Annotated in this window: 17 protein-coding genes; all 17 read right to left on the reverse strand. The window is 63.7% G+C overall.

Translation table 11 applies throughout. From position 1 onward, the window contains the following. Window positions 1-196 precede the first annotated feature (196 nt). A complete protein-coding gene (locus OCA5_RS10330; protein ID WP_012563117.1) occupies window positions 197-1,888 on the reverse strand; it encodes a methyl-accepting chemotaxis protein in 1,692 nt (563 codons plus the stop codon). A gap of 296 nt (window positions 1,889-2,184) precedes the next feature. Next, entirely contained in the window at window positions 2,185-3,369 is a 1,185-nt protein-coding gene (gene lpxB, locus OCA5_RS10335; protein ID WP_012563116.1) for a lipid-A-disaccharide synthase, read from the reverse strand. Window positions 3,370-3,371: 2 nt separating this feature from the next. After that, a complete protein-coding gene (locus OCA5_RS10340) occupies window positions 3,372-4,226 on the reverse strand; it encodes an LpxI family protein (RefSeq protein WP_012563115.1) in 855 nt (284 codons plus the stop codon). Between the two features lie 12 nt (window positions 4,227-4,238). Next, window positions 4,239-5,042 (reverse strand): acyl-ACP--UDP-N-acetylglucosamine O-acyltransferase, encoded by an 804-nt coding sequence (gene lpxA, locus OCA5_RS10345; protein WP_012563114.1) that lies wholly within the window; start codon window positions 5,040-5,042, stop codon window positions 4,239-4,241. A 3-nt stretch (window positions 5,043-5,045) separates the two neighbouring features. Beyond that, window positions 5,046-5,504: a 3-hydroxyacyl-ACP dehydratase FabZ gene (gene fabZ / locus OCA5_RS10350; RefSeq protein ID WP_012563113.1), complete on the reverse strand. Its 459-nt coding sequence runs from the start codon at window positions 5,502-5,504 to the stop codon at window positions 5,046-5,048. 5 nt (window positions 5,505-5,509) lie between these two features. Beyond that, entirely contained in the window at window positions 5,510-6,589 is a 1,080-nt protein-coding gene (lpxD, locus tag OCA5_RS10355) for a UDP-3-O-(3-hydroxymyristoyl)glucosamine N-acyltransferase (RefSeq protein ID WP_013913151.1), read from the reverse strand. Between the two features lie 140 nt (window positions 6,590-6,729). Then, window positions 6,730-9,249: an outer membrane protein assembly factor BamA gene (bamA, locus tag OCA5_RS10360; protein ID WP_013913152.1), complete on the reverse strand. Its 2,520-nt coding sequence runs from the start codon at window positions 9,247-9,249 to the stop codon at window positions 6,730-6,732. A gap of 168 nt (window positions 9,250-9,417) precedes the next feature. Next, window positions 9,418-10,566, reverse strand: a complete 1,149-nt coding sequence (rseP, locus tag OCA5_RS10365) for an RIP metalloprotease RseP (RefSeq protein ID WP_012563110.1) — start codon at window positions 10,564-10,566, stop codon at window positions 9,418-9,420. A gap of 47 nt (window positions 10,567-10,613) precedes the next feature. Further along, on the reverse strand, window positions 10,614-11,837 hold the full coding sequence (gene dxr, locus OCA5_RS10370; RefSeq protein ID WP_012563109.1) for a 1-deoxy-D-xylulose-5-phosphate reductoisomerase: 1,224 nt from the start codon (window positions 11,835-11,837) through the stop codon (window positions 10,614-10,616). Between the two features lie 4 nt (window positions 11,838-11,841). Beyond that, a complete protein-coding gene (locus OCA5_RS10375) occupies window positions 11,842-12,681 on the reverse strand; it encodes a phosphatidate cytidylyltransferase (protein ID WP_042200967.1) in 840 nt (279 codons plus the stop codon). A gap of 8 nt (window positions 12,682-12,689) precedes the next feature. Continuing rightward, window positions 12,690-13,448, reverse strand: a complete 759-nt coding sequence (locus OCA5_RS10380) for an isoprenyl transferase (RefSeq protein WP_012563107.1) — start codon at window positions 13,446-13,448, stop codon at window positions 12,690-12,692. 9 nt (window positions 13,449-13,457) lie between these two features. After that, window positions 13,458-14,009, reverse strand: coding sequence for a ribosome recycling factor (gene frr, locus OCA5_RS10385; RefSeq protein ID WP_012563106.1), 552 nt, complete (start codon window positions 14,007-14,009; stop codon window positions 13,458-13,460). Between the two features lie 16 nt (window positions 14,010-14,025). Continuing rightward, the gene (gene pyrH, locus OCA5_RS10390) at window positions 14,026-14,742 is read right to left on the reverse strand and encodes a UMP kinase (RefSeq protein WP_012563105.1); all 717 of its coding nucleotides are present in this window, start codon (window positions 14,740-14,742) and stop codon (window positions 14,026-14,028) included. 42 nt (window positions 14,743-14,784) lie between these two features. Next, entirely contained in the window at window positions 14,785-15,708 is a 924-nt protein-coding gene (gene tsf, locus OCA5_RS10395; protein WP_013913154.1) for a translation elongation factor Ts, read from the reverse strand. Window positions 15,709-15,825: 117 nt separating this feature from the next. Next, on the reverse strand, window positions 15,826-16,824 hold the full coding sequence (locus OCA5_RS10400; RefSeq protein ID WP_012563103.1) for a 30S ribosomal protein S2: 999 nt from the start codon (window positions 16,822-16,824) through the stop codon (window positions 15,826-15,828). Window positions 16,825-17,149: 325 nt separating this feature from the next. Beyond that, the gene (locus OCA5_RS10405) at window positions 17,150-19,660 is read right to left on the reverse strand and encodes a caspase family protein (RefSeq protein ID WP_012563102.1); all 2,511 of its coding nucleotides are present in this window, start codon (window positions 19,658-19,660) and stop codon (window positions 17,150-17,152) included. A gap of 75 nt (window positions 19,661-19,735) precedes the next feature. Beyond that, entirely contained in the window at window positions 19,736-23,209 is a 3,474-nt protein-coding gene (gene dnaE, locus OCA5_RS10410; RefSeq protein ID WP_012563101.1) for a DNA polymerase III subunit alpha, read from the reverse strand. Window positions 23,210-23,699: the final 490 nt, after the last annotated feature.

The raw sequence follows: 23,699 nt of genomic DNA on the forward strand, positions 1-23,699 counted from the left end.
TTTAGAGATTTTGCCTTGTGCCTAGGGGTACCCGTAGCGATCGGATGCCGCTTAGAGCGTTTTAGGTTTACTCGGAACCGTCATGCGCGGGCTTGACCCGCGCATCCATCTAAAAAGAAAAATCTCCTTAAGAAGATGAATTGCCGGGTCAAGCCCGGCAAGGACAGATCTCGTTTCCATTAAGAACGAAAACGCTCTAGGCCGCGCGGACTGAGTTCAGGAACTTGTCCACTTCGAGCTTGAGACGCTGGCTGTCTTGCGCGAGCTCGCGTGCAGCCGACAGCACCTGCGACGATGCCGTCCCCGTCTCTACCGCGCCGCGTTGCAGATGGCCAATATTCGAGGTCACCTGCTGTGCACCTTCCGCGGCATGCTGCACGTTACGGGCAACTTCATGCGTGGTCGCGCCCTGCTCCTCGATGGCCGATGCGATTGCCGCCGAGATTTCAGACAGCCGTTCGATCGAACTGCTGATCTCGTTGATCGCTGCAACGGACTCGTGGGTGGCGCCCTGAATGTCATTGATCTGCCGCCCGATCTCGCCGGTCGCCTTCGCGGTCTGCTCGGCCAGCGCCTTGACCTCCGAGGCCACCACGGAGAATCCACGGCCGGCGTCGCCAGCACGCGCCGCTTCGATCGTCGCATTGAGCGCCAGAAGATTGGTCTGACCCGCAATGTTGTTGATCATCTCGACGATGTCGCCGATCCGGGCTGCTGCGCTCGACAGCATGCTGACGCGCTGCGTTGCCGAATGAGCCTGCTCGACGGCGGCACTCGTCATGCTGGCAGAGTCTTGCATCTGCCGGCCGATCTCCTGCACCGACGAAGTCATTTCCTCCGTCGCGGTAGCAACCGAACTGACACTGGATGAGGCCTCGTTCGATCCGGTGGCGACGCGCGAGGCGAACTCCTGCGCGCCATCGGCAGTGGAAGCAAGCGTCGTGGCAGAGGCTTCGAGTTCGGTCGCGGACGAAGCCACGGCCGCAACGATCTCGCCGATTGCGGACTCGAACGCATCCGCAACCCGTGCCATGTCCGCACGCCGCTCGGCACTCGACCGGCGCTGGGTTGCCTCGACTTCCGTGCGGCTGAAGCGGATGACGGTCTGCACCGTCTGCAGATTGCGGAGTGCTTCGCCGATCTCGTCATCGCGCTTGATTTCGATCCGGTTGTCGAATTTGTCCTGAACCAGATTCCGCAGCACGTCATTCAAATGCTGCATCGGCCCCTGAATGGCGCGAACCGTCTGGCGGCCGACAATGGCGCTGGCCAGCATACCGACACCGGCGAGCCCGGCCATCACCAATCCCGACATGCCGTGACCGATGACGCTCCAGACGCCGAGGACGCCCAGCACGATCATCTGAATGGCAATCATCGTGGTGAGCCGCGCCGTCAGCGTGCGCGTGAAGATCGAAAAGCGGTCAAAGACGGAGCGCTTGCGGATCACGCCGGCATCGATGCGATAGCGATGCGGCTTCTTCTCGCGGATCGCGGCATAAGCCTCCTCGGCCTGCGCGCGCTGGTCAGCCGGAAGTCTGGTCCGCACCGATGCGTAACCGACGAGCTGTCCATTTTCGTGAACGGGCGACGCCGTGGCGAGCACCCAATAGAATCCACCGTTCTTGCGGCGGTTCTTGATCGCGCCGAGCCAGGGCTTTCCTGCCTTCAGCGTGTCCCAGAGATTTTCAAACGCCTCTTCCGGCATATCCGGATGGCGAACGATATTGTGCGGCTTCCCAAGCAATTCTTCCGACGTGTACTCAGCCGCGTCGATGAAATCCGCATTGACGTAAGTGAGTTTTCCCTTGAGATCCGTCTTTGAGACAATCAGCGTTTCATCGGTGACGGGATATTCGTCTGTCGTCACCGGAAAGTTCTTCCGCATTCCCAGCCCTCATAAAGTCTCGCACAGAATCACATGTATGATGACGCGTGCGACCTTCCTCAGCATTTGTCGTGATATATTTTATGTATTTATTTTTGCTTAACCAACTTTGGTTGGCGCGCGTTCGATCGCGCGCACGCGCACTGTAATCAGTTTGTGCTTTGATTGTTTGAGCTCGATCAGAAAATATATCGTACGGAATGAATGATGCGTGCATTTACCACATCAGCGCAATCAGTTCAGGTGAAATTCAACCGTTTCCGGTAGATGATTGCGATTTCTTGTCGTGGAAACGCTTATCTGTGCGGTTTGCGCTTACCGAGCACGTCGATCACCACATCGGCAGCGATCTCGCTCGGTGAGCACGCGCCGGTATCCATGATCTTGTCGAGCTTTGCAAAAGCCTCAAGCTGGCGCTTTCGCGCAGCCGTGTCACTCAGAATATCCCGCAGCACCGGTACAAGATTCGCGGCGGTACACTCTTCCTGATGGAATTCAGGCACGACGTTCTCGCCGATCACGAGATTCGCGAGAATGATCGACGGCACGCGCACCACGCGCCGCGCCACCCAGGCTTCGATCGCCGTGCCACGATAAAGCGTGACCATTGGCACGCCGGCGAGCGCGAGTTCGAGCGTGACGGTGCCAGACTTCGCAAGTGCTGCACGCGCGCTGCGGAACGCCGCGCGCTTTTCCGCCTCGCCGGTAACGATGCGCGGCGCGACCGGCCATTGCGCGGCCGCCTCGCGCACCATGTCCGCGAGATGCGGAAGGGTCGGCAGCACCGCGTCCACCACAACGCCCCGCTCCTTCAGCGCGGCCAGCGTTTCGCCGAACACCGCCATGTGGTTGCGGATTTCGCCGCGACGGCTGCCCGGCAGCAGCACCAGCACGGGTGGCGGCGACTGTCGTCGCTCAGTCTCCTGCGCATCGGGGCACAGCGTCGCAAGCCGCTCGATCAGCGGATGGCCGACATAGGTACAGGCAGGCCCGCCGAGCTTGCGATGCTCCTCCGGCTCGAACGGCAGCAGTGCCAGAACATGATCGACGTAACGTGCCATCGCCTTGGCGCGGCCGGGACGCCACGCCCAGACCGACGGCGAAACGTAATCGACAATCGGGATCGACGGGTCCGCCTTGCGCACGCGCTTTGCGACGCGATGGGTAAAATCGGGACTGTCGATGATGACAAGAATGTCGGGCCGCGCCTGCAGCACCGCCGCAGTCGCCTCGCGAATGCGCCGCAACAGCATCGGCAACTGCCGCGCAACGGCGGAAAGTCCGACGATCGCAAGATCACCGATCGGAAACAGCGTGGCGAGGCCTTCGCCTTCCATCTCGCGACCGCCAATGCCAACGAACTGCGCGTCAGCACCGAACCGCTGCCGCAACTCCGCCATCAGTGCCGCGCCGAGATGATCGCCCGAAGATTCCGTGGCGATCAGGAAGAACTTGCGCGGCGTCCCGGTTGCCTGCGCCATCGTCAGGAATCCAGCCCGACGATGAAGAGCCCGGCGGCATCCGCGGCCGCCACCATCGCCTGCGGCTCGGCGACGACGGAATGCCCGGCCGCCACCGCCATACCGGCAAGCCCAGCATCAATGAGGCCCTTGACGGTGACGGGCCCGAGCGCGGGCAGATCGAGCCGCAGATCCTGCCCCTGCTTCGGTGCCTTGACGAGCACACCGCGGCCGGGCTTGGCACGTAGCCGTCCGCTCGCGCGCAATTCCTTGATCCGCGCAAGCAACGCATCCGTGCCCGCAATATCCTCGATGCTGACGACATGGCCGTCGATGACGACGGCAGCCTGGCCGACATCGAACGGGCTGATGGCCTGGAGCAGTGCACGGCCGGTCACCGCATCGGCAAGGCTCGCGGCATCAGGTTGCGTGCTGGTGAGGCAACCAACCGGCATCAGAAGGTCGGGTGCAAGCTCACGCACGCCGAGCACGCGAAAGCCGCCCTGCTCGAATACCCGCGCAGTTGCGGACAGAAGATGGTCATCGCCGCCGCGCAGGCCCCGCAGAATGCGCGGGATCAGCCGCACCGCCGTCCAATCGAACCGCAGATCGCGCAATGCCGGCCGCACCAGCGTGCCGATAAACGTAATGTCGGAGCAGCCTTCATCGCGCAGCGCGCTCATGATGCTGCCGAACTGACCGACCGAATACCAATGGTGGCGATAGTTTGCGATGCGCTGGGGGTCGCAGTATCCCTTGAGACCGATCAGCACCGGCACACGGCCGCGCGCGCGGAGGCTATCCGCCAGCGCGAAGGGAAGCGTGCCCCCTCCTGCAATCAATCCGACCGGCTTGGCATTGTCGGTTTGATCGGTCATCGCGATGTCCGATCACGACTGCTCGGCGTGAGCCATGGGAATAGACAGCGAGCGGTGCCGATCAGCCGCGATGAAGTCGAGGATATCGGCAATTGCAGGATCGCTCTCGCGCTCGCCCTGCAGCGCGGCGAGCCGCTCGGCAAAAACACCGGAGCCGAAGAACAGCTTCTGATAGAAGCCGCGCACGGCTTTCATCCGCGCATGAGTGAAGCCGCGCCGCTTCATGCCGACGACGTTCAGGCCTTCGAGATGCGCACGCTGGCCGTTGGCGATGGCATAGGGGATGATGTCGTAGGTGACGCCGGACATGCCGCCGATCATCACCTGCGAGCCGATGCGCGCGAACTGATGCACCGCGGACAACCCGCCGATAAACACGAAATCTCCGACAATGCAGTGGCCGCCGAGCGTCGCGGACGTCGCGAAAATCACGTCGTTGCCGACATGGCAGTCGTGACCAACATGGGAGTTGTTCATGAAGAAGCCGCGGTCGCCCACGGTGGTGACGCCACCGCCGGAGACGGTGCCGAGATTCATCGTCACGCCTTCACGGATCGTGCAGTTATTGCCGATCACAAGCTTCGTCGGCTCGCCCTTGTAACCGGTCGACTGCGGCGCGGTGCCAAGCGAAACGAACGGATAAACCGTGCAGCTTTCGCCGATCGTCGTCGCACCCGCGACATGCACGTGCGAGATCAGCGTTGTGCCCGCGCCGATCACGACATGCGGGCCCACCGTGCAGAACGGGCCGATGGTGACGTCAGCGGCGAGAACGGCGCCGGATTCGACGCGTGCGGAAGGATCGATCTTCGCCATCGCTCAATCCGCCAGCATGGCGCCGACGTCGGCTTCGGCGACGGTCACGCCGTTCACCTTGGCGTCGCCGTGAAACCACCACATCGCGCGCTTCCGGTTGATGAGCCGGAGGTGATACTCGATCACGTCGCCCGGTCCCGCCGGCTTGCGAAACTTGCAATTGTCGATGGTGAGGAAATAAACCGCCGTCGGCCGCTCGGTCTCGGTCGACAGCATGCCGATGACGCCCGCGGTCTGCGCCATGCCCTCGATCATCAGCACGCCGGGATAGATCGGCCGGTTCGGAAAGTGCCCTTGGAAGCACGGCTCGTTCACCGTGACGTTCTTGACGCCGATCCCGGAGAAATCAGTCCGGATATCCACCACCCGGTCGATCAGGAGAAAGGGATAGCGGTGCGGCAGGGTTTTCATGATGGTGGCGATATCCACCGTCTCCAAGCGTATCGGCGCTTGAGCTTCCATTGTTGTTATCCTTCTTCACTCGCACGCGGCGGTTTCGACTTGCCGCCGTTGAGGCCCTCGCGGCCGAGCCGCTCGACCTCGAACAACTCGCGAAAGAACTGCTTGATCGGCTTGGCGGGCGAGCCGCCCCATTTGACGTTCGCGGGCACCTCGCCGACGACGCTCGAGCGCGCGGCAAGCATCGAGCCGGCCCCGATGGTGGCATGATCGGAGACGCCAACGCGCGCGCCGAGCACCGCGCCGTCGCCGAGCGTCGATGAGCCCGCCACGCCGCTCTGGCTGACGATGATGCAGCGCCGCCCGATCACGACGTTATGGCCGATCTGCACCAGATTATCGATCTTGGTGCCCTCGCCGATCACGGTATCGCGCAACGCGCCGCGATCGACGGTGGTCCCCGCGCCGATCTCGACATCGTTCTGGATCAGGACGCGGCCATGCTGAGGCACCTTCCGGTGGCCCTTCGGCCCGGAGACGAAGCCATAACCGTCCTGCCCGATCCGGCAGCCGGGATGAATGATGACGTCGTTGCCGATGTAACAATGCAGGATCGAGCACCCCGGCCCGATGCTGCAGTTCCGGCCGATCTTGACGCCCGCACCGATCACTGCGCCTGCACCGATCACAGTGCCCGTGCCGATCTCCACATCGGGGCCGATCACGGCGAGCGGATCAATCACCACGCCATCTTCGAGCAAGGCATCGGGGTGGACGATGGCACTCTCCGCGATGCCTTCGTTACCGAAGGTCGAGGCAGGCCGCAGCGTATCCGCATAGAGCGCGCGGGCGACTTCGACGAAGGCCTCGTAAGGACGCGCAACGCGCAGCACGGCAATGCGCGGAGGCACCTCTGCCTGCAGGCTCGCACTCACAAAGCACGCGCCGGCGTGCGAATGATGCAGTTCGTCACCGTATTTGCGCTTGTCGAAGAACGCGAGGTCCTTCGGCCCGGCCCGATCGAGCGTCGCCGTCGCGCTGACGACCTGGGAAGCCCGTGTGGGATCGGCAAGCTCCGCACCGGTGAGGGCTGCGACCTCGCCGAGGGTCATCGGGGTCGGTTGTTTGAAAAAGCCCGGCTGCGTCATGCCGCCTGCCGCCTTGAGGGTGAATTATCCTGAAATGTCATAATGAGCGCAGTCCGGGCCAGATCGGCCATAAAATCAAGCGGCCGGAGGTGATCCGGCCGCTTCAATTTCGATGAAAACGGGCTGTGGCTCAAGCCCGATCAGAAAGAGGTACCGCCACCGAACCGGAACTGCTGGATCCGGTCGCCCGTCACCTTGTTGATCGGCACGGCGTAGTCGAAGCGCAGCGGACCGAACGGCGAGGCCCAGATCAGGCCGACACCGACGGAGGTACGGACTTTCATGGTGTCCGTTCCTTGGAGATCGACGTTTTGACCCAAGTAAGAGGTGATGCCCTCATACCCCCAAAGCGAGCCAGCATCCGCGAACACGGCACCCTTCAGGCCAGCTTCCTTCGGAAGGAACCAGAACGGCATCTGCAGTTCGGCGCTCGCGCCCCAGTACTTGGTGCCGCCCAGCGCATCTTGCGTGGTCGAAGCCATGTCGCGCGGGCCAATGCCCATTGGCTGGAAACCACGCACAAGGTTCGGCCCCATCTGGAAGTTGTCGAGCATACGGACGCTGCCATTGGGATTGCCGGCATTTGCCGCGCCGCCATTGCCCCAACCATTGAGGATACCGCCCTGCAGGTGGATCAAGCCGACGATGTCGGAGACGATCGGCGTATAGAGCTTCACGTCACCGGTGGTCTTGAGATAACGCGTATCGCCGCCGACACCCGCGAAGTCCTGACCCAAGGTCGCAAGAATACCAGAGGTCGGGTTCTTGTTATTGTCGAGCGTGTTGTAGGTCAGGGTATAGCCCATCGACGATGTCAGCACCGAGCCCATAGCGAGCCCAGCCTTCACCGGGACAGACGCTTCACCATCGTCAAAGCAGCTTGCCATGCCCGTGTAGCCAATCGGCGGAGTAGTTGCCGCAGGGTTGGGACCCACGCCAAATGACGTCGGGAAGCTGTTCACAAAGTCAGGATTGATATTGTTACAGTTCGTGTACCAAGCCGGCAGCGTGATCTTCTGCGAGGAGATCGTGTAACGCACCTGCAGCGACAGGTCCTCGCGAAGCTGGAAGCCGAGGCGCGGGCTGAAGCCGAACGTCTTGGAGTTGTACGAGATGTAACGGTTGGCACGCTGCTCGCGCTGATAGAGGTCGAGACCCAGCGCCACACGATAGCCGAGCAGGTAAGGCTCGACGAACGACAGCGTGTAGCCGCGCGCGTACTGGCCGTACTGCACCGACGCCTTGGCGTAGAGGCCGCGGCCCAAGAGGTTACGCTCGGACACGCCGACTTCGGCAAGGAAGCCGTCCGCGGTCGAGTAGCCGCCCGACACTGAGAAGTCGCCGGTCGATTTCTCTTCCACGTCGACATTGACGATGACGCGATCCGGCGAGGAGCCCGGCTCCTGCGTGATCTTCACGGTGGTGAAGTAATCGAGGTTCTTCAGGCGGCGTTCGGCGCGATCGATCAGCGCACGGTTATAGGCATCGCCTTCCCCGATATCGAACTCACGACGCAGCACATAGTCACGCGTGCGGGTGTTGCCGCGAATGTTGATGCGCTCGATGTAGACGCGAGCGCCTTCCGTCACCTCGAACACGATGGAGACGGTGTGATTCTCGAAGTTGCGATCGCCGCGCGGACGAACCTGCGCGAACGCGTAGCCACGGCGGGAGGCATCGACCGTCATATCCTCGACGGACTTTTCAACCGCCTCGACGTTATAGACCGAGCCGACGCTGACACGGGACAGGCCGCGCAGCGCATTGGCATCGAAAGACGGAATGGTCGAGGAGAACTCGATCGAGCCGACGCGGTACTTCTGGCCTTCCTCGATCTTGAAGGTGACGATGAAGCCCTTCACCGACGGATCGTATTCGGTGAGCGCGGCGATCACCTGCACATCGGCGTAGCCGTTCTTGAGGTAGAAGCGGCGGATAAGATCGCGGTCAGCTTCCACGCGGTCTGGATCGTAGACGTCGCCCGAGGTCAGGAACGACAGGATGTTCGATTCGCGGGTCTTGATGATGTCGCGCAGGCGATAACTCGAGAACGCGTTGTTGCCGATGAAGCGGATCGCTTCGACGCCGGTCTTCTTGCCTTCGTTGATGACGAAGATGAGGTCGACGCGGTTGTTCGGCCGCTCGATGTATTCCGGGGTCACCGTCACGTCGTAACGGCCGCTGTGGCGGTAAATCTCAATGATGCGCTGGGTATCGGACTGCACGGTCGCGCGCGACAGCGCCCCGCGCGGCTTCGACTGCACCTCGGCGGTGAGTTGCTCGTCCTTGACCTTCTTGTTGCCCTCGAAGGCGACGCGGCCGATCACTGCGTTCTCGGTCACGACGACCACAAGACGGCCACCACGATGGTCGACGCGGACGTCGGAGAACAGCCCGGTGCCGACGAGTGACTTGAGGCCGTCGTCGATCGCGGCGTTGTCCAGGCGGCCGCTCGGGCCCGGCTTGAAGTAGGAGCGGATCGTATCGGCTTCGATTCGCCGGTTCCCTTCGACCACAATCGACGAGGCCGTCTGGGCCGAAGCGACCGTGGATGCCACGGTCACGCTAAGACCGACGGCAGTTACCGTTGCGGCGGGCGCAGCAAACATAACCAGGGCAGCAGCCAAGCCGCCCCGCAATCCCCGCAATCCAACCATCATGCGCCAGGCGCCCTTATCATTCCAAAGCCGACCCCATGAAAAGGCCGGGAGATTCCCCAAAGATTGCACCGCTTGTAGCCAATTTTAACAGCCGGGCAAACGTCCTTTAGCACCGAAAACCCAAAATCCCACCAAGACGTTGCCTATCGGCCACGGGTGTTAAAACCGTTACGATCCAGCGAGATGCAGGATGTCGTTATAGGTCGCGAACACCATCAGCATCAGGACCAGCGCCAACCCCACCCGATAGCCCATTTCCTGCGACCTTTCGGACAGCGGACGGCCCCGAATGGCCTCCACCGCATAGAACAAAAGGTGACCGCCATCGAGCATCGGGATCGGAAACAGGTTCAGCAAGCCGATCGAGACCGACAGGACCGCCGTCAGGTGAACCAGTGCGGCGATACCGATGGTCGCCACCTGCCCCGAAATCTGGGCGATTCGAATCGGGCCGCCGAGCTGATCCGCCCCTGCCCGCCGGGTGAAAACGTCGCCGATGTAGAGAATCGTGCTCTTGGTGACGAACCAGGTTTCCTTGACGCCGAGCCAGAGCCCGGTTGCCGGATCGACCCGCTCGATGGCCGCCTCACCCGGCTTCGCCGAGCGGCTGATGCCGAGAACGCCGATCTTGTGCACGTTGTTGAAGTTGTCCTTCACCTCGCGCAGTTCGGGCGTCGCCGTCAGCGTCTCGGTGCGGTCGCCGCGCTTGACCGTGAAGCGGAGCGCCTCGCCGGCCCGGGTGGACACAATACGCTGCATCTCCACGAAGGTCGCAATGGCCTCGCCGTCGATCGCCGTGACGACGTCGCCGGCCTGGAAGCCGGCGGCCGCGGCGGCGCTGTCCGCTTGCACCGCATCAACGCGGGCCGAGGTGTTGGGCTTGCCGTAGAAGGTGAACAGACCAGCGAAAATCACGATTGCCAGAATGAAATTCGCGAACGGGCCCGCGGCCACGATGGCGGCGCGGCGCGCAACGTTCTTGTGGTGGAAGCTGCCGCGGCGTTCCTTCTCGGACATCGAGGCCAGCATCTCGGAAGCCGGCGTACTCGCCTCGCTGGCGTCGCCGTAGAACTTCACATAGCCGCCGAGCGGGATCGCGGAGAGCTTCCAGCGGGTGCCGTGGCGATCGAAGAAGCCGAAGAGTTCCGGGCCGAAGCCCAAGGAGAAGGTCAGGACCTTCACGCCGGTCCAGCGCGCGACCATGAAATGGCCGAGCTCGTGGAAGAACACCACAATCGTCAGGACGAACAGAAAGGGAATGATGTAGCCGAGCAGACCGTGGCTTAGCGTATTGAAGATATTCAGGAAAAAATCCACAACCGTCCCTCGCGCGCGAAGCCTCGAAGGGCTCGCTCCCCAACTCTCTAGGATGCCTTTAAGGCAATTTCAGGCAAGAGGGCCGCCGCGGTTTTTCGCGCGGTATGGTCAACAGCCAAAGCCTCGTCAGCGCTTTGCGGCGCCTTCGCCGTTCCCTTCGCAACCAGCGCCTCGAGCGTCGCCTCGACAAGCCGTGCGATGCCGCCGAAGGGAATCTTGCGATCGAGGAAGGATGCGACCGCGACCTCGTTCGCCGCATTGAGCACGGTCGGCGCAGCGCCTCCAGCAACGAGCGCTTCCCGTACCAGCCGCAACGCCGGGAACCGGACCGGGTCCGGTGCCTCGAAGGTAAGCTGAGTCAGCTTCGCCAGATCGAGCTGCGTCGCCGGACCGTCGATCCGGTGCGGCCAGCCGAGGCAATGCGCGATCGGTGTGCGCATGTCGGGCGCCCCCATCTGCGCCACCACCGAACGGTCGGCGAATTCGACGAGTCCGTGAATGATCGACTGCGGATGCACCAGCACGTCAATCTGGTCGGCCTTTAGTTCGAACAGATGGAACGCCTCTATAATCTCGAGCGCCTTGTTGAACATGGTCGCGGAATCGATGGTGATCTTGCGGCCCATGCTCCAGTTCGGATGCTTGAGCGCCTGTTCCACGGTCGCGTTTTCGATCTGCTCGCGCGTCGCGGTGCGGAATGGTCCGCCCGATGCGGTGAGGATGATGCGCACGAGATCCTCGCGCCGGCCCGCGCCGAGCGATTGGAAGATCGCGTTGTGCTCGGAATCGACCGGCAGCACGGTCGCGTTGTTCGCTGCCGCGTGACGCATGAACGCTTCACCCGCGCAGACGAGACACTCTTTATTCGCAAGCGCGACGATCTCGCCGCGACCGGCGGCAGCCATTGCGGGCTTCAGCCCGGCCGCGCCGCTCATCGCCGCCATCACCCAGTTCGCAGGCCGCAGCGCCGCCTCGACGAGTGCGCTCTCGCCCGCACCGACTTCGATGCCCGAGCCTGCGAGCGCCGCCTTGAGCTCGGCGTAACATTCCTCTTTGGCGACCGCAGCGAACCGCGCACCGAGCTCGCGTGCAAGCTTGGCAAGCTCGGCAACGTTGCTGTGCGCGGTCAGCGCCTCGACGCGGTAACGCCCGCGCCCGCGGCGCACGAGATCGGCCGTGCTCTGCCCGATCGAGCCGGTGGCGCCGAGGATCGTGACGACACGCTCGCCCTGCGGCATCGGCTCACTTTGACGTAAAGGCACGGCATTCATCGCATCACCAAATCATGAAACCGCGACCGATACCATCGGCACCGGCGCGCAAATAGCCAATCAGCGCCACGAAAACAATCGCGGCAACAAACCCGTCGAGGCGGTCCAGAAGCCCGCCATGGCCCGGGATGATCTGGCTCGAATCCTTGACCCCGAACCGGCGCTTCAACGCCGATTCAAACAGGTCGCCAAGCTGCGCCACGATCGACACCGCAACCGCAAGAATGAGAACCGGCACGAGCCGTCCCCAGCCGAGCCAGGCGACGGCGAGCGCAACCACGAGGCTCAGAACCACGGCGCCGCCCGAACCCGCCCATGTCTTGTTCGGGCTCACGCGCGGCCACAGCTTCGGCCCGCCGATGGCGCGGCCCGCGAAATAGCCGCCGATGTCGCTCGCCCACACCACGAGCAGCGTGAACATCAGCGCCTGAAAACCCATCGCGCCGTCGAGGCGGATCAGTGCCGAGGCCGCAAGCGCTGCCGCCGCATAGACAAAGCCCACCGTGAGCCACGCCCGCTCCGTCGTCGCCATGAAGGCGACCAGCGTGACGCCGAGCACGGCAGCCGCCCAGGCGATGCCATCCCAGCCGAACCACAGCGACAAACCGATGAGTTCGAGCGCGATAACTCCGGCGGCAAAGGTACGCGGGTTGCGCGCGGGATCGACAATCTCGTGCCATTCGTAGAACAGCCCGATCGCGATCACGCTGACAAGCAGCACCCACAGCCAGCCGCCCGCAAATACGAACATGAGGGCAAGCGGCGCAAGCAGCGCGGCAGCGGCAATGCGCAGCACGAGGTCGCGCGAGCTTTTCGCCGGGGCTGGCGCGGATGAATCCGGCATGGTGCCGTTCACGATCCCGTCTTTGCGATCAGGCCGCCGAAGCGGCGCTCACGGGTCGCATATTCGGCAATGGCTCCTTCCAGCGCGGCTTTATCGAAATCCGGCCACAGCGTCGGCACGAACACGAGTTCGCTATAGGCGGCCTGCCACATCAGGAAATTGGACAGCCGCTGTTCACCGCTCGTGCGGATGATGAGATCAGGATCGGGAATGTCGGGTGCGTCGAGATAGCTGCCGAGCGTGTCGGCGGTGATCGTCGCGGGGTCGCGCTTGCCGTCGGCCACTTCCCGCGCAAGCCGCTGCGCGGCGTGAGCGATCTCCTGGCGCGAGCCATAGTTGAACGCGACGACCAGCGTGAGATTGGTATTGTGGCGCGTCAGTTCCTCGGCTTCTTCGAGCAACGCCTTGATGTCGGGCTCGAGCCCATCGCGCTCGCCGATCACGCGGACGCGGACGCCGTCACCATGCAGGCTCGCAAGGTCATTGCGGATGAAGCGGCGCAGCAGCGCAAACAAGTCGCCGACTTCACTCGCCGGGCGCGACCAGTTCTCCGAGCTGAAGGAAAAGATCGTGAGATAGGAAATGCCAAGTTCATGCGCGGCGCGCAGCACCTTGCGCAACGCCTCGACGCCACGGCGATGGCCTTCCGCACGCGGCAATCCGCGCGCAGCCGCCCATCGTCCGTTGCCGTCCATGATGATTGCGACGTGCCGCGGCGATCCGGCATTCGCCGGCGCCCCTGTCTGCGGCAGATCGCCCTTTAACATCGCGCCCTCTCAAACAGTGAGGATTTCTTTTTCCTTGGTAGCGAGCAGCTTGTCGATATCGGCAATAGCTGCATCGGTGACCTTCTGGATTTCACCCGATGCGCGCTCCTGCTCGTCTTCGGACATCTTGTCCTTCTTGACGATGTCGAGACCATCGCGCCGGACATGGCGGACCGCAACCCGCGCGGCTTCCGCATATTTATGCGCGACCTTCACGAGTTCCTTGCGGCGCTCTTCGTTGAGTTCGGGAATCCGCAGGCGGATCACCTGCCCTTCGGTCGCAGGGTTGAGGCCGAGGTTCGAGTTGACGATCGCGGTCTCGACCGCCTTCACCATGCTCTTGTCCCAGACCTGCACCGACAGAAGCCGCGGCTCCGGCACGCTCACGGTTGCAACCTGATTGAGCGGCATATGGCTGCCATAGGCCTCGACCTGCACCGGCTCCAGCATGGAGATCGCGGCCCGGCCCGTGCGCAACCCGCCGAGCTCATACCTCAGCGATTCCTTGGCACCATCCATGCGGCGCTTCAGATCGTTGATGTCGAAACCGTTCGTCGTCATGAACTCCCGCTCCCTGTCAGCCGGCTACGATGGTGCCGCGGCCGGTGCCATCCAGAATCGCACCGATCGATCCGGATTCGGCGATTGAAAACACGATGATAGGCAATGAGGTTTCACGGGCAAGCGCGAACGCTGTCGCGTCCATCACCTTGTAGCCGCCCTCGATTGCCTGCGAATGCGTCAGCCGCTCGAAGCGCTTGGCGTTCTTGTCCACCTTCGGATCGGCGCTGTAGACGCCATCGACATTGGTGGCTTTCAGCACCGCCTGTGCGCCGATCTCGCTTGCGCGCAGCACGGCGGTGGTGTCGGTCGTGAAGAACGGATTGCCGGTGCCGCCCGCGAGCAGCACGACGCGGCCCTCGGAAAGGTATCGCAGCGCCGTCTTGCGGGTAAAGAGTTCGCAAACCTGCGGCATCACCAGCGCGCACAGCGTACGCGCCGACTTGCCCTTGCGCTCGATCGCGGATTCGAGCGCGAGGCAATTCATCACGGTGGCGAGCATGCCCATGGAATCGCCGGTCGGCCGCGACACGCCGCGCGAGGAGACATCGACACCACGGAAGATGTTGCCGCCACCGACGACGAGGGCGATTTCGATGCCGCGTGCGGTGGCGTCGATGACATCGGACGCAACGCGGTCGAGCACGGACTGATCGATCCCGAAAGGCTGGGCCCCGGCGAGATACTCGCCGGAAATCTTCACCACGACGCGACGATAGAGCGGCTCACCCATGACGCGTTGTCCCTTCCAGATCGGCTGTTGCGGAGTCTCCGCTTAGCCCTGTCCGGCAGCAGCAGCGACTTCGGCGGCGAAATCGGCTTCTTCTTTCTCAATTCCCTCACCGAGAGCATAGCGCACAAAGCCGGCAACCTTGATAGGCGCACCAACCTTGCCCTCTGCTTCCTTCACAGCCTGCGCGACACTCTTGCCGCTGTCGTGAATGAAGGCCTGCTCAAGAAGGGTCACTTCCTTGTAGTAGGTTTTGAGGCCGGATTCGACGATCTTGGCGATCACGTTATCCGGTTTGCCCTGCTGGCGATACTTGTCGGCGAGCACGTCGGTCTCGCGGGCGACGACCTGCGGGTCGAGCCCTGCGGCATCGAGCGCCTGCGGATTCGCGGCGGCGACATGCATCGCAATCTGGCGGCCGAGTGCAGCGAGTTCGTCAGCCTTGCCGGTCGATTCCAGCGCGACGATCACGCCCATCTTGCCGAGGCCGTCGGTGACCGCATTGTGGATATAGCTTGCAACGACGCCGTTGCTGACCGAGAGCGCGGCAGCGCGGCGCAGCGTCATGTTCTCGCCGATGGTCGCGATCGCATCCGAGATCGCCGTCTCGACGGTAACACCGCCGACCTTCGCGGCCTTGATCGCCTCGACGTCGGTGCCGGCATCGAGCGCGACCTGCGCGATCATCTTGACGAGGCCCTGGAACTGTTCATTGCGGGCGACGAAGTCGGTCTCGGAGTTGACCTCGACGAGAACGCCCTTGTTGCCGGAGACGAGCGCGCCGATCAGGCCTTCAGCGGCAACGCGGCCGGCCTTCTTCGCAGCCTTCGACAGGCCTTTCTTGCGCAACCAATCCACCGCGGCATCGATGTTGCCATCGTTTTCGGTGAGCGCCTGCTTGCAATCCATCATGCCTGCGCCGGTCTTTTCGCGCAGTTCCTTGACCATCGCTGCCGTGATCGTTGCCATCGTCAATATCCTCTCGCCTGCAATGCCGCGGCCGCGGTGCCGCATGCCATCGTCCTTACAGGGCGTTCCTGTCTAAAATGACGCGGCCGGCAGAGCCGGCCGCAGATTTGATACGAATTATTCCGCGTCTGCGGTGAGCGACTTCGACTGGGAGACCCAGCCGTCGACGCGGGCCGGAAGACCGACCTCTTCGCCGATCTTGTGCGCGGTGGCGGAGTCGAGTTCGGCGATCTGCCAGTAGTGAAAGATGCCGAGATCGTTGAGCTTCTTCTCGATCGCGCCGGAGACGCCGGAGAGCTTCTTGAGGTCGTCGGCAACGCCGCGCGGACCCGCCAAGCCCTGGAACCCTTCGGTCTTGGAAGCCTCGACCGCATCTTCCTGCGGCGGCGCAGCGAGCGCACCGACGTCGATGCCCGCATCGCCCTGGGCGCGCGAAATGCCGTCGATTGCCGCACGCGCGATGAGGTCGCAGTAGAGCGCAATCGCGCGGCCCGCGTCATCATTGCCCGGAACGACGTAAGTGATGCCCTTCGGGTCGCAGTTGGTGTCGACGATCGCCGCAACCGGAATGCCCAGACGCTGGGCTTCCTGAATCGCGATGTCTTCCTTGTTGGTGTCGATCACGAAGATCAGGTCGGGCAAGCCGCCCATGTCCTTGATGCCGCCGAGCGAGCGGTCGAGCTTGTCGCGCTCGCGCTGGAGCGTCAGGCGCTCCTTCTTGGTGTACTGGCTACCTTCGGCCGAGCCGAGCATCTCTTCAAGCTGGCGCAGACGGCGGATCGAACCCGACACCGTCTTCCAGTTGGTGAGCGTGCCGCCGAGCCAGCGGGAATTGACGAAATACTGCGCCGAACGCTTCGCCGCGTCGGCAACGCCGTCCTGCGCCTGGCGCTTGGTGCCGACGAACAGGATGCGGCCGCCCTTGGCGACGGTGTCGCTCACCGCCTGCAGCGCGCGGTGCATCAGCGGCACGGTCTGCGCGAGGTCGATGATGTGAATGTTGTTGCGAGCCCCGAAGATGAAATCGGCCATCTTCGGATTCCAGCGGTGGGCCTGATGGCCAAAGTGCACGCCAGCTTCCAAGAGCTGACGCATGGTGAAGTCGGGTAGCGCCATGATGTATTCTCCGGTTGTGCCTCCGGAAACGTGTGAGCAGACGAGCTTGGCGCGATATCCGAATGGACGGATCGTGCGGCCCGGCTGCCACCGGACGGCCTGTAACAGCCATGTTTCCGTGTGAGATGGCGCGGCTTATACCCACAAAAGGGCCATAACGCAAGGATTCGGCCAAGGATTCAGCGACCGATCAGGCGAAGGATTGGCGGAAAGATTCGGCAAGGATTGGGCGGTCCTTTTCGCGCCCGCCCTGCCCGGTTCCCGCACCCCAAGGAAAAGGCCGGCGGAGCGTCCGCCGGCCTCATTTCTATCAGCACCTTATCTGTCAGCACCTCGGCACGTTCGGCGGGCACCGCTTGGGGGCTGGAGCTGCCCGTGGCGGAGGCGCTGGCCGGGGCGGCGCCGCCATTCTCGGCGGGGGCGCGGCCATGCGCGGCGGGGGTGCCGGGCGGGCCACCGGCGGAGCCGCCCGCGGAGGTGCAGACATCCGAGGCGGTGGAGCCATCCGTTGTGGTGGCGGCGCCATGCGCTGTGGCGGCGGAGCCATCCGTTGCGGCTGAGGCATCGCCCGATTCGGCTGAGGTGCCATCCGCGGCGGCGGAGCTACCCGAGGCTGCGGCTGCGCCTGCGGACGCATCTGCGGCGCGGGGCGCGGCGGTGCCGCAGGCCGCCGGATCTGCGGCGCAGGACGCGCGGCAGCAGGCGGCGCGGACGGGCGTGCCGACGGCGGCGGCCTCACCGCATCCGGCCTCGGCCCACTCATTCCCGGCCTGTTCATGCCCGGACGGTTGACGTCCGGCCGGTTGATACCGGGGCGACTGACGTCAGGCCGGGTCATGCCGGGCCGGGTTGCATCAGGTCCACGCTGGCCCGGGCCCGGTCCCATACGGCCGGACGCACCGGGGCCACCGGGCTGACCCGGACGAACCTGCGGGCCGGGCTGACCGGGCACCGGCGGCTGGCCAGGACGTGGACCGGGCGTTTGACCAGCCCCCCTCTGACCATTCCCCGGTCCACGCGCATCGAGCGGCGCGCTCGGCACGTTGCCCCTGCCCGGCACCGGCAACGCATTGCGGTTGGGCATGGTCGTTGGAGCGGGACGCGCGCCCGGAGCCGGCCGCGGCGAGGTCGCCGACGGGCCAAACTTGCGCGGACCCGGCAGCGGTGCACGGCGATCGACATTGCCGATATTGGCGCGCGGGTTGATGAGCGAGCTCGCGGGCCGTTGCGCCTTGCCTTCCGAAATGAGCGTAGCACGGCGCTGCGCAGCACCCGGCAGCATCGGCCCGAACGGACGCTGGATCGCAGGCCCCTTCGCACCCGGCGGGACGATCGCACCACCCGGCCCACCCGGCCGGTTGAAGCCACCCGGACCGCGGCGGTTGATATCGCGATCGATCACCGCGCGGTTATGGATGTTGGTGAAGAGGAAGTTGTGCTGCGGCGGCCGCACATAGACCGGCGGACGCACGAAGATCGGGATCGGAATGAAAATCGGCCGCGGCAGGATGAACAGGTCATCCGAATAATACGGCGGCGGCAGATCGATGAAATCTTCCGGCGGCGGCGGCAGGTAATAGACCGGCGGCGGTGGCGGCGGTGCGAAATCGAAATCCGGATCAGAGAACATCAGCACCGGCCGATCGACATAGACGATCTCATCCGGCGGTGGCGGCGGCACGTCGTAGTCGATCATCGCGAACGACTGCGGCGGTTCCAGCGCTGCAGATAATATGGCCAAACGGCGGCGAGCGTCGGCCGCGTGCGGACCGTGCGGATAGCGGCGCAGATACGACCAGTAGGCATCCGGCGTATCGGTCCGATACGTCCGCCGCCAGGTGATCGCCTCACGCCGCGCAGCCGTGATCACACGCACGCGCTTCGCCATCGGATCGTCCGGATAGGCACCGAGGAAATCCTCATAACCCTGCAGCGTGTCGCGCTCGAGCACCGCGGCATAAGCGTCCTGCGGCCCCATCTCCTTGATCGGCTTTTTGCGCGCGGCTTCTGCCTGCTCAGCCGTCGGCTGGGGCGGCGCATCGGGTGCACGATCAAAGAACACGAACGGCGTTTCCACCTTCGCGGCATCCCACGGCACCTGCGCACCCTTGGTCGTCTCGTTGACGCGCAGCCGCACGCGATCGAACAATTCCGGCAGCGGCAAGCCGCCCGCGCGGATCATCTCGGCGAGCGCCTGCGCGTAAGCACCATAAGCACCCTGCTCTTCCGGCGCGACGGTGCCCGGCGCCGCATTGAAGGCAACGAGCATCTTCGGCTCAGGCTCGATCAGCGCAAGACCGCTCGCGATCTGCACATCGCCATCGATGAAAGGCTGCTGGCGCGCGGCGTCGAGCACGATAATGCTGGTCTTCAACGGCAGCGCCGCCAGTTGGCGCATGTAATCACCGAGGCGCAGTCCTTCGGTCGGAATGTCGGTGTCACGCTCGATCTTGGAATCGACAGGGATGAAATAATTCTCGCCCGCAAGCTGCAGGCCGTAGCCCGCGAGATAAACCATCGCCACCGTATCGGGGCCGGAGGTTTGCGCCTTCTGGATGAAATCGCGGAAGCTGCCACGCAGCGTATCGCCGTCGAGATCGCGCGCACCGACAACTTCGAAGCCTGCCGCTTCCAACGTCTGTGCGATGAGGCCCGCGTCGTTCGCCGCGGTCGCAAGCGGCGCCTTGGCATAGGCACCGTTGCCGACGACGAGCGCGATGCGCTTCTCCTGCGGGCCGTTGGATTGCTCAGGCTGTTGAGCCTGTCCCAACCCCGGCAACGCCGTCACAGCCAGCAGCGCAGCGGCAGCGAACAGTCCCAAGGTGCGAAACGCCATAGCGATCTCCGATCCGATACTTCGCGATCATGGCATATTCCGCAGCGTGCTGTCTGAATATTGTTTGAACGGCCTCTAAAGCGTCTGTACATCGACGACGCCGGTAATCGCCTTCAGCGCGCCCGCAATCTGCGGCGACACTTTGTAGCGGTCGCGCAGCCTCATTTCGACCTCGGTTTCAAGATCAAGCATCATCACCAGCGTGACTTCGCCCGCGCGTGCGGACGATCCCGCGCCGCCTCCGCGCGCATGATCCTCGAGACGGCGGCGGATCGATTCCAGCGGCTTGTCGTCGCGCAGAAAAATCTTCAGCGCCATCGAGGTCTTCGCCGCCGCCTGATCGAGCAGCTCAACATTGGCGATGCGCGCGCGCACGTCCTCGCCCTGCAACTCCGCGCTGAGCTGCAGAAGCACCGCCAGCCCCGGCTCCAGCAATTCGCGGAATTGGCCGAGTCCTTCGGAGAACAGCACAGCCTCGAAGTGTCCGGTGGGATCGGAGAGCCCGATGATCCCCATCTTGTTACCGGTCTTGGTGCGCCGCTCCATGCGCGAGACCACCGTCGCGGCAACCTTGCCCGCGGTGCGGCCATTCTTCACGGCGCTCGCAAACTCCGCCCACGACTGCACGTTGAGCCGCTGCAGCACGACCTTGTAATCATCGAGCGGATGGCCGGAGAGGAAGAAGCCGACCGCGCCGTATTCGCGCTGCAGCCGCTCGGCCGGCAGCCACGGCTCGACATGCGGCAGCGTGATGACCGGCCCGCCGGTCTGTCCGCCGAACATATCGCTCTGGCCGAGCACTGCCTCCTCGTGGCTGCGCTGACAGGCAGCGAGGATCGCATCGGCGCCCGCGAACACCGCAGCACGGTTCGGCTCGATCGTGTCGAACGCGCCGGCGGCGGCAAGGCTTTCCAGCACGCGCTTGTTGATCGCGCGCGGCGGCACGCGCGCGGCAAAATCCGACAGCGAGGTGAATGGCCCGCCGTTCTTGCGCGCCTCGACGATCATGTCGACGGCATGCGTTCCCACCCCCTTCAGCGCGGCGAGCGAATAAAAGATCGTGTTCTCACCGACAGTGAAGGTGCCTTCCGAGCGATTGATCGACGGCGGCTCGACCTTGATACCGAGGCGCTGCGCTTCGGCGCGGAATTCAGAGAGCTTGTCGGTGTTGCCGGTATCGAGTGTCATCGACGCGGCGATGAACTCCACCGGATAATGCGCCTTCATGTAGGCGGTCTGGTAGGACACGAGCGCATAAGCCGCAGCATGGCTCTTGTTGAAGCCGTAGTCGGCGAACTTCGCGAGCAGTTCGAAAATCTGGTCAGCCTGCGACTTGGAGATGCTGTGCTCGACCGAGCCCGAAACAAAGCGCACGCGCTGCTTTTCCATCTCGGCACGGATCTTCTTGCCCATCGCGCGGCGCAGCAGGTCGGCTTCTCCGAGCGAATAGCCCGCCATCACCTGCGCGATCTGCATCACCTGCTCCTGATAGATGATGACGCCGAACGTCTCTTTCAGGATCGGCTCCAGCACCGGGTGCAGATATTCGGGCTCCTCGTCGCCGTGCTTGCGCGCGCAATAGGTCGGGATGTTCGCCATCGGGCCCGGACGATAGAGCGCGACGAGCGCGATGATGTCCTCGAAGCGGTCGGGCCGCATATCGACGAGCGCGCGCCGCATGCCCTGACTTTCAACCTGGAACACGCCGACCACATCGCCCCGGGTCAGCATGTCGTAGGTTTGTTTGTCGTCGAGCGGCAGGTGCGCAAGATCGACGTGGATGTTGCTCTGTTTCAAGAGCTTCACCGCGACGTCGAGAACCGTCAGCGTCTTGAGGCCGAGGAAGTCGAATTTTACGAGGCCCGCGGGCTCAACCCATTTCATGTTGAACTGGGTGACCGGCATGTCCGATTTCGGATCGCGATAGAGCGGCACGAGTTCGGAGAGCGGCCGGTCACCGATCACGATGCCCGCGGCGTGGGTCGAGGCGTGGCGCGTCAGTCCCTCGAGACGCTGGGCAATGTCGAAGGCACGCGCGACCACCGGGTCTTCGTCGCGGAAGGCCTGCAGCTTCGGTTCGCCCTCGATCGCCTTGGCGAGCGTCACGGGGGCCGCCGGATTCTGCGGCACGAGCTTGGTCAGCTTGTCGACCTGGCCGTAAGGCATCTGCAGCACACGGCCGACGTCGCGCAACACGCCGCGCGCCTGCAGCGTACCGAAGGTAATGATCTGCGCGACATGGTCGGCGCCGTAGCGGCGCTGCACGTAATCGATCACCTCGCCGCGGCGGTCCTGACAGAAATCGATGTCGAAGTCCGGCATCGACACGCGCTCGGGATTGAGGAAGCGTTCGAACAGAAGCGCGAACCGCAGCGGATCGAGATCGGTGATGGTGAGCGCGTAGGCCACGAGCGAGCCTGCGCCCGAGCCGCGCCCCGGCCCCACCGGAATGCCTTGCGACTTCGCCCACTTGATGAAGTCGGACACGATGAGGAAGTAACCCGAATAATTCATGCGGGTGATGACGCTCATCTCGTAGGCAAGGCGCGTGCGGTAGTCTTCTTCAGTCTTGCCCTCGGCGAGGCCGTGCGCCTTGAGCCGCCGTGCGAGACCTTCCTCCGCCTGCTTCTGAAGCTCGGCGTTTTCCTTGCTGACCGCATCGGCCATGTGATCGCTGTCGACGGTGAAGTGCGGCAGGATCGGTTTGCGCTTACGCGGACGGAAGGCGCAGCGCTGCGCGATCTCGACCGTCGAGGCGAGCGCTTCCGGCAGGTCGGCGAACAGCACCGCCATCTCGGCGCGAGTCTTGAAGCGATGATCGGGCGTGAGGTGCGCGCGCTCGGTCTCCGCGAGAAGCCGCCCGCCCGCGATGCACAGCAGCGCGTCGTGGGATTCGTAATCCTCGACGGTCGCGAAATACGGCTCGTTGGTCGCAACGAGCGGCAGCCCCTTGCCATAGGCGATGTCGATCAGCGCGCTCTCGATCCGCCGTTCGCTGTCGAGGCCGTGGCGCTGCAGTTCGAGATAAAGCCGGTCGCCGAACAGGTCCGCGAGCTTTTCCACCCGCTGGAGAGCAAGTTCGGGATGCTCGGCCATGAGCGCCTGCGAGATCGGCCCCTCCGGTCCGCCGGTCAGCGCGATCAGGCCGGTCCTTTCCTGCTCCAGCCACTCGGCCTTGATGTGAGGCGTCTGCTGGGCAGGCATTTCGAGGAACGCGCGCGAGTTGAGCCGCATCAGGCTGCGATAGCTGTCCTCGGTCGGCGCGAGCAGGACGATCCGGGCGGGCGCGAGGGCGGCCGCATTGCGCGCGGCGGGATCGACGTCGCCGAAATCGACCGCAAGCGCGCAGCCGATGATCGGCTGGATGCCGAGGCCCGCAAGCTTCTCGGAGAATTCCAGCGCGCCGAACATATTGTCGCGGTCGGTCAGCGCCAACGCGGGCTGGTTGTCGGCCTTGGCGAGAGCCGCGAGCTTCTCGGTCTTCATCGAGCCCTGCAGCAGCGAATAGGCCGAGTGAACGTGAAGATGGATAAATCCGGGAGACGCCATCCGGGCAGACTTTCGCGCTGGGAGATTTTTGGGAGCCGCACCCCCGTGTGGCGGTCAGAAGCGAGCTTCCGAACCCCGCTCACACGGGCGACTCAACTCACCTCACGGTGCCGCCCGCGCCCCGCCCTGTCCATGTGCAACCGCACATCGGGCGGAGCTATCATCCCTTTCCCCAGCCTTCTGGCCAGGCCGCCCTCAGAGCTGCGGAATGAGGTGCGCCCACACCGCTACAGTCCCAACGAACAGCACGAGAGAGGCCAAAGCGGCGGCTTCCTCAACGAACGTCTTCAACATGACCGGCTCCTTCTCCTGACACGTTTCGAGGCGTTTTCTGCCAAAGAACATATACAGAACAATGTTCGATATTTGTTCTATCGTCAAGCACAGGCCGACAGACCAGCCGGAAGGTGGCAAACAGTCTTAACGAAGGTTTGACAGGACAGGCCCCGCCAGCATCGAACCAAGTCGGTCGATCTGTATTGACCAACCT

It is taken from the genome of Afipia carboxidovorans OM5 (genome assembly GCF_000218565.1).
Lineage (GTDB): Bacteria > Pseudomonadota > Alphaproteobacteria > Rhizobiales > Xanthobacteraceae > Afipia > Afipia carboxidovorans.